We start from the raw sequence: 12,497 nt of genomic DNA, 5'->3' as shown, positions 1-12,497 counted from the left end.
CGTTCGCAGCCAGCAGCGATGCCGACACCGCCGCGCGGAGACTCATCCGGCAGCACGGCGGTTGGACGGGGGCGCCTTCGCGTGGGTTCCCGGCAGAGGGCGTTTTCCGGAAAGTGGTGCGGGCGGGAGCAATGAGTTTCAGGGGGCGGTCATTCCGCCATTCCGGCGGCTTCGGGGACGGGCTCGGGGGCGGGTTCAGCAATCAGCTCGGGGTCGGGCTCCGGGACGGCTTCGGCGACGGCCTCGGGAGCGGTCTCGGGCGCCACATCGAGCCAGTGTCCCTGCAGGGTGCGTACCGTCTCCGCGATCGCGGGGCGCCGCGACGCCCCCTCCCGCCACAGTGCGTACAGCCGTCGCACCGGCAGCGGATCGAGCCGCACCGTGACCGCGCCGTCCGGCACCGGGCCGCGGCCCAGGCGAGGGATCAGGGCGATGCCGAGCCCCGCCGCGACCAGCGCGACCAGGGTGGGGTTCTCCTCCGCCGTGTGCGCGATGTCCGGCTCGCAGCCCGCCTCGCGCAGGGTGCGCACCAGCCACTCGTGGCAGACGAGGCCCGGCGGCTGGGTGATCCACCGCTCGCCCTTCAGGTCCTCGCGGCGCACGGAGCCGCGCCCCGCGAGCCGGTGGCCCGCGGGCACCACGAGGTCGCAGTAGTCGTCGCCGATGACGGCCTGCTCGACGCCGGGCGGTGTCGGCAGCGGTGCGACGTCCCAGTCGTGCACGACCGCCATGTCCACCGCGCCCTTGGCCACCAGGCCCACCGAGAGATGCGGGTCGATCTCCGACATCCGGGCGTCGAGCGCGGGGTGCCGCAGGGCGAGGTCCGCGAGGGAGGCGGGCAGCAGGCCGCGCGCCGCCGAGGCGAACGCGGCGATGGTCAGACGCCCCGCTGGCAGCCCGCGCCGCTCCTCCAGCTCGGTCTCGGCGCGCTCCACGATCGCCATCAACTCCTGCGCCGTGGAAGCGAGATGACGTGCCTCCTCGGTGAGCGCGACGCCCCTGCCCTGCCGCTCGAGGAGGGTGGTGCGGGTCTCGCGCTCCAGCTTGGCTATCTGCTGGGACACGGCGGACGGGGTGTAGCCGAGCGCGGTGGCGGCGGCGCCGACGGTGCCGTGCACGGAGACGGCGTGCAGGGCGCGGAGCCGAGCGAGATCGAGCACGAAGAGCCCTCCCCTTGTGGTCGGCGGCACCTGTCGGCGTCGCCCGATCCGTAAGCGTTGCTTCATCCCATCATGCAGAGATCCGCGCTGGTCCTACATGGTCGCGGCGGGTGATCCTCGACGCATGCGACCCGCACATGTCCTTCTGGCCGTCCTCGTCACCGCCGTATGGGGCGTCAATTTCGTCGTCATCGAGGTGGGCCTCGACCACTTCCCGCCGCTGCTCTTCTCCGCCCTGCGCTTCCTGGTGGCGGCGCTGCCCGCGGTCTTCTTCGTGGGGCCGCCGAAGGTCGCCTGGAAGTGGATCGTGGGGGTCGGACTCGTCCTGGGGGTCGCCAAGTTCGGCCTGCTGTTCATCGGCATGGACGCGGGGATGCCGGCCGGGATGTCCTCCCTCGTCCTCCAGATCCAGGCGGTGTTCACGGCCCTCTTCGCCTTCGTGGCCCTCGGTGAACGCCCCGGCCGCGTACGCCTGTTGGGCATGGTGATCGCCCTCGCGGGCATCGGCGTCGCGGCGGTCGACGAGGGGGAGGCGGGTCCGCTCACGGCCTTCGCGCTGCTGATCGGCGCCGCGGCCTGCTGGGGCGCGTCGAACGTCCTGACCCGCAAGGCGTCCCCGCCCGACTCGCTGAACTTCATGGTGTGGGTGAGCACGGTCCCGGTCCTGCCGCTCCTGGCGCTCTCGCTCCTCTTCGAGGGCCCGTCGGCCGACCGGGCCGCCCTGGCCTCACTGGACTGGCAGGGCGCGGGCATCATCGTCTACGTCGCGTGGATCACGACGGTCTTCGGCTTCGGCGCCTGGGGCTACCTGCTGCGCCGCCACCCCGCCTCGACCGTGGCCCCCTTCTCGCTCCTGGTCCCGGTGTTCGGGATGTCCGCGGCCGGGCTCGTCCTCGACGAGTCGGTGAGCGGACTCGGCTGGTGCGCGGCGGCGCTCCTGGTCGGCGGGGTGGCTCTGGCCTCCCTGGCCGGGGTCAGGCGTGGCGGTTCAGGAGCCGCGACAGGAAGTCCCGCCCCGGGCCCAGGAGTTCGGGCAGCGGTGCCGCATCCTCGTACCATCGCTTCTCGTACTCCCAGCACAGCCAGCCGTCCCGGTACTCCCCGCTGAGCAGCGCGTCCACGGTCTCGGCCAGCGGCAGGACGCCCTCGCCCAGGCCGAGGGGCGTCGTGTCCTCGGTCGACGCGATGTCCTTCACCTGTACGTAGCCGAGGTACGGGGAGAGCGCCGCGAGGCTCTCGGCGGGGGACTCGCCGCCGAGCCAGGTGTGCATCACGTCCCACAGGGCGCCCGCGTGACGGTGGCCGACCGCGCCGAGCACGCGGGTCGCCGCGGCGCCCGTGCGGTGCGAGTCGTGAGTCTCCAGGAGGATGCGTACGCCGAAGTCCGCGGCGTACTCGGCCGCGGTGCCGAGCCGTCGGGCGGCCGTCGCGTCGGCCTCTTCCACGCTCTGTTCGGTGCCGCCGCCGGGGAAGACGCGGATGAAGGGGGCGCCCAGGTCGCGGGCGAGGGTGAGCAGGGACCGTATGTCGTCGAGCACGGGCTCGTCGTCGCCGGGCGCTGCCACGCGCGCGTACCCGGAGATTCCGAGGATCTCGATGCCCGCGGTCTTGAACTGGGCGGCCACATCAGCCCGTTCGGTGAGGCCGATCCCCGGGTGGACCGGCTCCTCGGGGTGCGCGCGCAGTTCGATGCCGTGATAGCCGTGGGTGGTGGCCAGGTTCAGCACGTCGGCGACGGGGAGTCCGGGGAGGCCGAGGGTGGAGAAGGCGAGTTTCATGACGCCGACCCTAGGTGCAGTTGCCAGTCCTGCCCCAGCAGGTCGACGCCGAACGAACGGTGCGGCTTCTCGTCGACCAGGACGAATCCGTGCCGGAGGTAGATGGCGCGGGCGGCGCCGAGGATGTCATTGGTCCACAGGGTCATCTCGCGGTAACCGACACCGCGCGCGAACTCGACGCAGGCGCCCACCAGTTGATCCCCGATGCCGTGCCCGCGGGCGTCCGGCTCGACGAGCAGGAGCCGCAGCCGTGCGGTGCCCGGCGCCTCGTCGCGCACGCACATCACGCACCCCACGGGCCGCCCTTCGAGCTCGGCGATCCACACCCGCTCCAGGTGCGGATCGTGATCCTCCGCGAAGTCGGCGACGATGCGGGCGACCAGGCCTTCGTAGTCGGCGTTGAACCCGAACTCGGCCGCGTACAGGGCGGCGTTGCGCTGCACGATCCACCCGAGATCACCCGGACCGGGCTCGCGGAGAAGAGGCCGCGAAGCCCCTGAGCCCTCCTTGCCGCCGCTCAGAATCTCCCGCACGGTGCGCAGCGCGGTCGCGAGGCGTGGCCGCTCGGCGGCCGGGACTGCCGAGAGCAGCGAGCCGACGGCCTCGCTGGACCGCTCGTCCAGCAGCCCGGCGGTCTCGCGCCCCCGCGCGGTGAGCGTGATGCGCTGACGCCGCGGATCACGCTCGGACGGTGCGCGCTCGACGATCCCGCCCTTCTCGAACTTGCCGAGCAGTCGGCTCAAGTACCCGGCGTCCAGGGAGAGTTCGGCGCGCAGATCGGCGGCGTCGAGATGCGGGGCGTGCGCGAGCTCGTACAGGACGCGGGCCTCGGTGAGGGTGTACGGGACGTAGAGCTGGCGGCTGTAGTCGAGGGCGCCGATGAGATTTGTGTAGAAGCGGTTGAAGGCGCGGATCTCTTGGACGGGCGTGGCGGAGGCGTGCGGCACGGCGGCTCACTCCAGGGGGGGGATCGAGGCGAATCACCCTTGACTGAGTCAACGGTACGCCGCGTCGCCCCTGATCGCCATGCCTTTCAGTCCAGATCTCCTGCCTTCGGGAAGCCGTCGGTGGTGATGGTGATGTCGCGTCCCTGGAGGGGCAGGACGAGGTCCTGGCCGAAGGGGATCTTGGCCTCGTCCTCGTAGCTCCCGGTCCTGGTCGGTCCGCGGTGGACGGTGCAGACGCCGTCCTCGGGGTCGATCACCACGTAAACCGGGATGCCGCACTCAGCGTAGAGGTGGAACTTCTTGGCGAAGTCGTTGTCCCGGCTGCTCCGCGAGACGACCTCGATGACCGCCTCCAGGCTGTGCCACTCGAAGCGGCCACGGCTGTTGCGCTCGGATCCGGGGGCGACGATCGCGAGGTCGGGCGCGTAGCCGTACTGGCTGGAGGGGAAGTCGATCATGACGTCCGAGAGGATGTCGCCATGGGCGGCGAGCTGCTGCTCAATCTGGGGGGCCGCTTTCAGGATGACCTTCCACTGGTACTCACCTTGCGGCGTCATGATGATCTTCCCCTCCGTGATTTCGACGCGGTAGCCGCGGGGAAGGTTGACGCCGTCCAGTACGTCCCAGGCGCTGGGTGCATCCATGACCATGACTGACATATGAGCCTCCTTATCCCGGTGATGTCAACGACATCGAGGGCTCAGCGGCACGGCGGCGCCGTGGACCCCCGCACCATCAGCTCCGCCCCGATCGTCGCCACGCCCCCGGGCGGCGCCTCCTCCGCGCCCGTGGCGAGGCGGCCCGCGCGGGCGCCCGCCTCGTACAGCGGGAGTCGTACGGTCGTCAGGGCGGGGACGGCGTCCACCGAGAACGGCAGGTCGTCGAAGCCCGCCACCGAGATGTCCTGCGGGATGCGCAGGCCGCGCTCGCGCAGGGCGGCGGACGCGCCAAGGGCCACCGTGTCGTTGGCGGCCACGATGGCCGTCAAGTCCTGGGCACGGCGCAGGAGTTCGAGCGTGGCCTCGTAGCCGGAGCGGCGGGTGTAGGGGCCGTGGACGGTCAGTTCGTCCTGGTCGGCGCTCTCGGCGTGCCCCGCGTTCCCGGCGCCGGACGCGGCGAGCGCGTCCCGGTGTCCTTCGAGGCGGTGCCGGGTGGTGGTCCGCTCCAGCGGGCCCGCCACGTACCCGATCCTGCGGTGCCCCAGCGTCAGGAGATGCTCGGTGAGCCGCCGCCCGCCGTTGCGGTTGTCGAAGGTGAGGGTGGCCACCGCCGCGTCCGAGTCCTCCAGCGGCGGGCGCCCGCAGAGCACGATCCGGGTGCCCGCGTCCGCCAGGCGTGCCAGCTTCGCGGACATCGCGGCGGCGTGGGCGGGGTCCTCCAGGGCGCCGCCGGTCAGGACGACCGCGGCGGCACGCTGCCGCTGGAGCAGGGTCAGATAGGTGAGCTCGCGCTCCGGGGAGCCGCCCGTGTTGCAGACCACGGCCATCCGCTCACCGCCGGCGCGCCCGCCGGGGCCGCCGATCTCGGACTGGACGGCGCCCGCCATGATCCCGAAGAAGGGGTCGGCGATGTCGTTCACGAGGATGCCGACCAGATCGGACGTGGCCGCGGCGAGCGAGCTCGCGGGCCCGTTCAGGACGTAGTCGAGGTCGTCCACGGCCCGCAGGACACGCTCCCGGGTGGCCGCGGCGACGGGGTAGTTGCCGTTCAGTACGCGGGAGACGGTAGCGGGGGAGACCTGGGCGCGTGCCGCCACGTCCGCCAGGGTCACGGTCATCTCGTCGTCCTCCGGTCACGGCTCTGGTCCGAAGCTCTTGTCCGAACCTTGTCCGGCAGGCTAGCTTCTTCTTGGATAGAAAGCGCTTGCTATACGCTTACCTGCGTACGGAGGGACCCCTGTGACTCGCAAGACGGTGCGCATCGCCATGAACGGTGTGACGGGACGGATGGGCTACCGACAGCACCTCGTCCGCTCACTGCTCGCCCTGCGCGAGCAGGGCGGACTGGCCCTGGGCGACGCCGACGGCACGGTGCTGTGGCCCGAGCCGGTCCTGGTGGGCCGCAGGGAGAACGCCCTGCGGGAGATCGCGGAGCGCCACGGACTCGACGCGGAAACGAGCGTCTCGACCGACCTGGACGCCGTCCTCGCCGACCCCACGATCGACATCTACTTCGACGCCCAGGTCACGTCCGCGCGCGAGGAGGCCATCAAGCGGGCCATCGCGGCGGGCAAGCACATCTACACGGAGAAGCCGTCCGCGACAGGCCTCGCGGGCGCCCTGGAACTGGCGAGCCTGGCCAAGGCGGCCGGCATCAAGCACGGCGTGGTCCAGGACAAGCTCTTTCTGCCGGGGCTCCTGAAGCTGAAGCGCCTGATCGAAGGCGGCTTCTTCGGCAAGATCCTCTCCATCAGGGGCGAGTTCGGCTACTGGGTCTTCGAGGGCGACTGGCAGGACGCGCAGCGCCCCTCCTGGAACTACCGCGCGGAGGACGGCGGCGGCATCGTGGTCGACATGTTCCCGCACTGGGAGTACGTCCTGCACGAGCTGTTCGGCCGCGTACGCAGCGTCCAGGCGCTGGCCGCGACGCACGTACCGCAGCGCTGGGACGAGCAGAGCAAGCCCTACGACGCGACGGCGGACGACGCCGCGTACGGCATCTTCGAGCTCGAAGGCGGTGCGATCGCGCAGATCAACTCCTCCTGGACGGTCCGCGTGAACCGCGACGAGCTGGTCGAGTTCCAGGTGGACGGCACGGAGGGCTCCGCAGTGGCGGGCCTGCGCAACTGCCGCGTACAGCACCGCAGTTCGACTCCCAAGCCCATCTGGAACCCGGACCTGCCCGTCACCCACTCCTTCCGGGACCAGTGGCAGGAGATCCCCGACAACCAGGAGTTCGACAACGGCTTCAAGGCCCAGTGGGAGCTTTTCCTGCGGCACGTGTACGCGGACGCGCCCTACCACTGGGACCTGCACGCGGGCGCGCGCGGCGTGCAGCTCGCGGAACTGGGTCTGAAGTCATCGGCCGAGGGCCGCCGCATCGAGGTGCCGGAGATCGCCCAGTGACGCTCCTGCTGCCGCGCGCGGACGGCACCACGCGCCCGTACGAGCCCCGCCGGGCGCCCTCGCGAGTGGCACCCGGGGGCGGCTCGCCCCTCACCTCCCGCACGGTCTTCTCGGCGGCACACGTGGTGGCGGACCCCTTCGCCGATGTCTCCCCGGACTCCCCGGCGGCCGTCGACTGGGACGCGACCCTCGCCTTCCGCCGCCACCTGTGGGCGCAGGGCCTGGGGGTGGCCGAGGCGATGGACACGGCGCAACGCGGCATGGGCCTGGACTGGAAGGGCGCGGCGGAGCTGATCACGCGGTCCGCGGCGGAGGCGAGGTCGGTGGGCGGCGCGATCGCCTGCGGCGCGGGGACGGACCAACTGACGTCCCCCGCCGACCTGCCGGCGGTCCGCTCCGCATACGAGGAGCAGCTGACCCTGGTCGAGTCGAGCGGCGCACAGGTGATCCTGATGGCGTCCAGGGCGCTCGCCTCGGCGGCGAAGTCGCCGGACGACTACCTGGAGACGTACGGACACCTCCTGCGCCAGGCGAGCGAGCCGGTGATCCTGCACTGGCTCGGCCCGATGTTCGACCCGGCGCTCACCGGCTACTGGGGCAGCGAGGACCTGGACGCGGCGACCGAGACGTTCCTCGAGGTCATCACCGCGCACCCGGACAAGGTCGACGGCATCAAGATCTCCCTCCTCGACCCGGGGCGCGAGATCGCACTGCGCCGCCGCCTCCCGGACGGCGTCCGCTGCTACACCGGCGACGACTTCAACTACCCCGAGCTGATCGCGGGCGACGACCAGGGCTTCAGCCACGCACTCCTGGGCATCTTCGACCCGCTGGCTCCGCTGGCGGCCCAGGCGGTGCGCGCGCTGGACACCGGTGACACCAAGGCGTTCCGCGCCCGCCTCGACCCCACGGTCGAACTCTCCCGCCACCTGTTCCAGCCCCCCACCCGCTTCTACAAGACGGGAGTGGTGTTCCTGGCCTGGCTGGCAGGCCACCAGCGCCACTTCACGATGGTGGGCGGCCTCCAGTCGGCACGTTCGCTGCCGCATCTGGCCCGTGCCTACGAACTGGCGGACGGGCTCGGCCTTTTCCCGGACCCGACCCTGGCGGAGACCCGCATGAAATCCCTTCTCGCCACGTACGGAGTGGACCAATGAGCGAGAGCGAGGCCCTGGCGCGCTTCTCCATCAACCAGATGACGGTGAAGCAGCTGTCACTGCCCGAACTGGCAGCGGCATGCGCGGACTTGGGCGTCCGGGGGGTCGGCCTCTGGCGGGAGCCGGTCCAGTCCTACGGCCTGGAGCGGACCGCCAAGCTGATGCGCGACGCGGGCCTGACGGTCACCACGCTCTGCAGGGGCGGCTTCCTCACGGCGATCGACCCGCACGCGCGCGTGCGGGCCATCGACGACAATCGGGCGGCGATCGACGAGGCGGCGGCGCTGGGCACGGAGACGCTGGTCCTGGTGTCCGGCGGCCTGCCTGCCGGCAGCAAGGACCTGGTGGGCGCACGCTCCCGGATCGCCGAAGCGTTGGCGGAGCTCGCTCCTTACGCGGAGTCCCGGGGTGTGCGCCTGGCCATCGAACCTCTCCACCCCATGTTCGCGTCGGACCGCTGCGTGGTCTCCACGCTGACCCAGGCCCTGGACCTGGCGGAGCGCTTTCCCGCTGCGCAGGTCGGGGTCTGCGTGGACACGTACCACGTGTGGTGGGACGACCAGGCGCCCGCGCAGATCGCCCGCGCGGGCCGGGCCGGCCGCCTGCACGCCTTCCAACTGGCGGACTGGATCACTCCGTTGCCGGAGGGCGTCCTGAACGGGAGGGGCCAGCTGGGGGAGGGCTCGATCGACCTGCGGTCGTGGCGTGCCTTGGTGGAGGAGGCGGGCTACGGGGGCCCGATAGAGGTAGAACTCTTCAACGAGGACCTGTGGTCGGGCAACGGCAGGGAACTCCTGTCCACCACGGCCCAAAGCTACGTGCGGCACGCGTGACGTAACCGAGCCCGGGCCGGTATGTCCGCCCGGAGCACGGTTCGCGGTGCTCCAGTAGCGCAGTAGCCCTGCGGTCACTGGACGATAGCGAGGACGGACATACCGGCGCGGCCCCGCACCCGAGGATGGAGCAGCACCGCAGTGTGCTCGCGCCTGCAGTCGGCCACGCTCGTGAGGGGACGGGCCGGTATGTCCGCCCGGAGCACGGTTCCCTGCGCTCCAGTAGCGCAGCAGCCTTGGCCCCGCCCCCCGGCTACTTCCTCTTGCCGCCGCCCAGGATCTGGCCCAGCAAGTCTCCTAGCCCCCCACCCCCACCCCCCGCCGCCTTCGAAGCCGACGCACGCTTCGTCAGTACCGTCAGCAGCACCGGGATCAGCAGCTCGATCACCCGGGTCACGGACGCCGCCGGCAGGCCCGTTTTCTTCGCCACCGCATTCGCCACCGGCCTGCTCATCTTCGCCAGCACCCCGGACAGCATCCCGCCCGCCGCAAGCCCCCCGAACCCCCCGAACCCGGCGATCCCCTGCGGAGCCGGAGCCGGAGCCGGAGCCGGAGTCGGAGGCGCCGCCTCGGCCAAGGCCTGTTGGACCTCCGCCGCCTCCGCCGGGTCCTCCGCCCTCTCCTGCAGGTTCCCCGAAAGGGCAGTCACCGTAGTCCCCACCACGTCCTGCGCCCCCGCAGCATCCGTTCCCAGAAGCCCCGCGATCTCCTGAAGCCTGTCGTCGCCGAGTTCGTCGAGGACATCCTTCTCCAGCGAGGTCCCGGGCGTAGTTTCGGAAGATTCTTCGCTCATGGGTCAAAAGTTACGTCTGCACCACTTCGTCGGCACCCCGAAAACTCGTCGCCTTGCCCGTGCAACCCTTCCCGCCCGACGCGGGTCGTACTTTGCGTCGGGACTTCTGGGGGGAGATCTGGGGGGATCGCGGGGTACCGACAGGGGAGGGGAGACCCGAGGGGGCCCGGTCACAGACCGGGCCCCCTCGAAGCTTTCCCCGGCTACGCCCAACGCCCAACGCCCAACGCTCTCCCTGGCTACGCCCAACGCCCATCCACGCTCTCCCCGGCTGCCCCCAACCCCGAGTTATCCACAGGCGTCCCGCACTGTCAGCGCCGACCGATAGCGTCAGCTCATGTCGAGTCCAGCAGCAGCGGCAGCCAGCAGCGCAGCGACAGCCGCAGTGGTCGAAGGGGTCCTGGAGCGGATCACGTACGCCAACGAGGAGAACGGGTACACCGTCGCCCGCGTGGACACCGGCCGAGGCGGCGGCGACCTCCTCACCGTCGTCGGCGCACTGCTGGGCGCGCAGGTGGGAGAGTCCCTCCGCATGGAGGGCCGCTGGGGCTCCCACGCCCAGTACGGCAAGCAGTTCACGGTGGAGAACTACACCACCATCCTCCCCGCCACCATCCAAGGCATCCGCCGCTACCTCGGCTCAGGCCTCATCAAGGGCATCGGCCCCGTCATGGCCGACCGCATCACCACCCACTTCGGCGTGGACACCCTCGACATCATCGAGCAGGAGCCCAAGCGCCTCGTCGAGGTCCCCGGCCTGGGCCCCAAGCGCACCAAGATGATCGCCGCGGCCTGGGAGGAACAGAAGGCCATCAAGGAGGTGATGGTCTTCCTGCAGGGCGTGGGCGTCTCCACGTCCATCGCCGTCCGCATCTACAAGAAGTACGCGGACGCCTCCATCTCCATAGTGAAGAACGAGCCCTACCGTCTCGCCGCCGACGTCTGGGGCATCGGCTTCCTCACCGCGGACCGCATCGCCCAGTCCGTCGGCATCCCCCACGACAGCCCGGAACGCGTCAAGGCAGGCCTGCAGTACGCACTCTCCCAGTCCACCGACCAGGGCAACTGCTATCTCCCGGAGGAGCGCCTCATCGCGGACGCGGTGAAGCTGCTCCAGGTGGACACGGGCCTGGTCATCGACTGCCTCGCGGACCTCGCCACGGAAGACGAAGGCGTCGTACGCGAGACCGTCCCCGGCCCCACCGGGGAAGAGGACGTCACCGCCGTCTACCTCGTCCCCTTCCACCGCGCGGAACTCTCCCTCTCCGCCCAGCTCCTGCGCCTCCTCAGAACCCCCGAGGACCGCATGCCCGCCTTTCAGGACGTCGCCTGGGACAAGGCCCTGTCCTGGCTGGCCACCCGCACCGGCGCCGACCTCGCCCCCGAGCAGGAGGCGGCGGTCAGGCTCGCCCTGACGCAGAAGGTCGCCGTCCTCACCGGAGGCCCCGGCTGCGGAAAGTCCTTCACGGTCCGGTCCATCGTCGAGCTGGCCCGCGCCAAGAAGGCCAAGGTCGTCCTTGCCGCCCCCACGGGCCGCGCCGCCAAGCGCCTCGCCGAGCTCACCGGAGCGGAGGCCTCCACCGTCCACCGCCTCCTGGAGCTCAAGCCGGGAGGAGACGCCGCGTACGACAAGGACCGCCCGCTCGACGCCGACCTCGTCGTGGTCGACGAGGCGTCCATGCTGGACCTGCTCCTGGCCAACAAGCTGGTGAAGGCCGTGGCCCCCGGCGCCCACCTCCTGTTCGTCGGAGACGTGGACCAGCTGCCGAGCGTCGGCGCCGGCGAGGTCCTGCGCGACATGCTCAGCGAGCAGAGCCCCGTCCCCGCCGTCCGGCTCACCCACATCTTCCGCCAGGCCAAGCAGTCCGGCGTCGTCACGAACGCCCACCGGATCAACTCCGGGGTGCTGCCCATCACTCAGGGCCTCAGCGACTTCTTCCTCTTCGTGGAGGACGAGACCGAGGACGCGGGCCGGGTCACGGTGGACGTGGCCGCGCACCGCATCCCGGCGAAGTTCGGCCTCGACCCGCGCCGCGACGTCCAGGTGCTCGCGCCCATGCACCGCGGCCCGGCGGGCGCGGGCAACCTGAACGGCCTGCTCCAGCAGGCCATCACCCCCAGCAGGCCGGACGTACCGGAGAAGCGCTTCGGCGGCCGGGTGTTCCGCGTCGGCGACAAGGTCACCCAGATCCGCAACAACTACGAGAAGGGGCAGAACGGCGTCTTCAATGGCACCGTCGGAGTAGTCACCTCGCTCGATTCCGACGAGCAGCGGCTCACGGTCCTTACGGACGAGGACGAGGAGATTCCGTACGATTTCGACGAACTGGACGAACTGGCCCATGCGTACGCGGTCACCATCCACCGGTCCCAGGGCAGCGAGTATCCGGCGGTGGTGATCCCCGTGACCACGGGGGCATGGATGATGCTGCAACGAAATCTGCTCTATACGGCGGTCACGCGCGCCAAGAAGCTGGTCGTCCTGGTCGGTTCGCGCAAGGCTCTGGGACAAGCGGTGCGCACGGTCTCCGCGGGCAGACGCTGTACGGCCCTGGACTTCCGGCTCGCCGGAGGCCGTGGTTCCACCCCAGGAACCACCCCCGGATCAACCCCCCGAAATTTTGATCGATCAAACGAGTAGGAAAGGTCACACACCACTTCCGCAACCGGGCACTGGGGGGCAGGATGAGTAAGTTGGCGGCACTCAGTGCCGCCAATAGGCCCAATGGTCGACCCCGAGTGCACTCTCCAGGGCCAAATGGGG

10 protein-coding genes and 1 pseudogene are annotated in these 12,497 nt (G+C 70.7%); 5 read left to right on the top strand and 6 right to left on the bottom strand.

The window, feature by feature from the left end:
* Positions 1-149: 149 nt before the first annotated feature.
* On the bottom strand, positions 150-1,160 hold the full coding sequence (locus AC07AG_RS18085; RefSeq protein ID WP_478756048.1) for a LysR family transcriptional regulator: 1,011 nt from the start codon (positions 1,158-1,160) through the stop codon (positions 150-152).
* 124 nt (positions 1,161-1,284) lie between these two features.
* On the opposite strand from AC07AG_RS18085, the gene AC07AG_RS18080 reads away from it, so the two are divergent.
* Positions 1,285-2,268 (top strand): EamA family transporter, encoded by a 984-nt coding sequence (locus AC07AG_RS18080; protein WP_478756047.1) that lies wholly within the window; start codon positions 1,285-1,287, stop codon positions 2,266-2,268.
* Here the strand turns inward: AC07AG_RS18080 and AC07AG_RS18075 are convergent.
* From AC07AG_RS18075 to AC07AG_RS18060, 4 genes and pseudogenes are all read right to left on the bottom strand, one after another.
* A pseudogene (locus tag AC07AG_RS18075) lies at positions 2,222-2,938 on the bottom strand (sugar phosphate isomerase/epimerase family protein); the annotation flags it as partial. The gene AC07AG_RS18080 and the pseudogene AC07AG_RS18075 overlap by 47 nt on opposite strands.
* The gene (locus AC07AG_RS18070; RefSeq protein WP_478756046.1) at positions 2,935-3,885 is read right to left on the bottom strand and encodes a bifunctional helix-turn-helix transcriptional regulator/GNAT family N-acetyltransferase; all 951 of its coding nucleotides are present in this window, start codon (positions 3,883-3,885) and stop codon (positions 2,935-2,937) included. The pseudogene AC07AG_RS18075 and the gene AC07AG_RS18070, both read right to left, overlap by 4 nt.
* Before the next feature lie 86 nt (positions 3,886-3,971).
* The gene (locus AC07AG_RS18065; RefSeq protein WP_478756045.1) at positions 3,972-4,544 is read right to left on the bottom strand and encodes a Uma2 family endonuclease; all 573 of its coding nucleotides are present in this window, start codon (positions 4,542-4,544) and stop codon (positions 3,972-3,974) included.
* A 41-nt stretch (positions 4,545-4,585) separates the two neighbouring features.
* Complete coding sequence (locus AC07AG_RS18060; RefSeq protein WP_478756044.1) at positions 4,586-5,662, bottom strand: LacI family DNA-binding transcriptional regulator; 1,077 nt, start codon at positions 5,660-5,662, stop codon at positions 4,586-4,588.
* Between the two features lie 121 nt (positions 5,663-5,783).
* On the opposite strand from AC07AG_RS18060, the gene AC07AG_RS18055 reads away from it, so the two are divergent.
* The 3 genes from AC07AG_RS18055 to AC07AG_RS18045 are packed head-to-tail and all read left to right on the top strand — an operon-like array spanning position 5,784 to position 8,940.
* Positions 5,784-6,950, top strand: a complete 1,167-nt coding sequence (locus tag AC07AG_RS18055) for a Gfo/Idh/MocA family protein (RefSeq protein WP_478756043.1) — start codon at positions 5,784-5,786, stop codon at positions 6,948-6,950.
* The gene (locus AC07AG_RS18050; protein WP_478756042.1) at positions 6,947-8,107 is read left to right on the top strand and encodes a dihydrodipicolinate synthase family protein; all 1,161 of its coding nucleotides are present in this window, start codon (positions 6,947-6,949) and stop codon (positions 8,105-8,107) included. The genes AC07AG_RS18055 and AC07AG_RS18050 overlap by 4 nt, the downstream gene beginning before the upstream one ends.
* Positions 8,104-8,940, top strand: coding sequence for a sugar phosphate isomerase/epimerase family protein (locus AC07AG_RS18045; protein ID WP_478756041.1), 837 nt, complete (start codon positions 8,104-8,106; stop codon positions 8,938-8,940). The genes AC07AG_RS18050 and AC07AG_RS18045 overlap by 4 nt, the downstream gene beginning before the upstream one ends.
* Before the next feature lie 253 nt (positions 8,941-9,193).
* Here the strand turns inward: AC07AG_RS18045 and AC07AG_RS18040 are convergent, their stop codons facing one another.
* On the bottom strand, positions 9,194-9,733 hold the full coding sequence (locus AC07AG_RS18040) for a DUF937 domain-containing protein (RefSeq protein ID WP_478756040.1): 540 nt from the start codon (positions 9,731-9,733) through the stop codon (positions 9,194-9,196).
* A gap of 337 nt (positions 9,734-10,070) precedes the next feature.
* On the opposite strand from AC07AG_RS18040, the gene recD2 reads away from it, so the two are divergent.
* Positions 10,071-12,374 carry an SF1B family DNA helicase RecD2 gene (recD2, locus tag AC07AG_RS18035; protein ID WP_478756039.1) on the top strand — a complete coding sequence of 768 codons (2,304 nt, stop codon included), beginning with the start codon at positions 10,071-10,073 and terminating at the stop codon, positions 12,372-12,374.
* Positions 12,375-12,497: the final 123 nt, after the last annotated feature.

The organism is Streptomyces sp. NPDC044044 (assembly GCF_056434405.1).
Note: the sequence above shows the minus strand (reverse complement) of the source record. Positions and strands in the feature narration are given on the sequence as shown.

Coding starts and splice junctions, on each gene's coding strand:
- AC07AG_RS18040 (WP_478756040.1), bottom strand. CDS start 9,733: ATGAGCGAAGAATCTTCCGAAACTACGCCCGGGACCTCGCTGGAGAAG.
- recD2 (WP_478756039.1), top strand. CDS start 10,071: ATGTCGAGTCCAGCAGCAGCGGCAGCCAGCAGCGCAGCGACAGCCGCA.
- AC07AG_RS18065 (WP_478756045.1), bottom strand. CDS start 4,544: ATGTCAGTCATGGTCATGGATGCACCCAGCGCCTGGGACGTACTGGAC.
- AC07AG_RS18045 (WP_478756041.1), top strand. CDS start 8,104: ATGAGCGAGAGCGAGGCCCTGGCGCGCTTCTCCATCAACCAGATGACG.
- AC07AG_RS18060 (WP_478756044.1), bottom strand. CDS start 5,662: ATGACCGTGACCCTGGCGGACGTGGCGGCACGCGCCCAGGTCTCCCCC.
- AC07AG_RS18080 (WP_478756047.1), top strand. CDS start 1,285: ATGCGACCCGCACATGTCCTTCTGGCCGTCCTCGTCACCGCCGTATGG.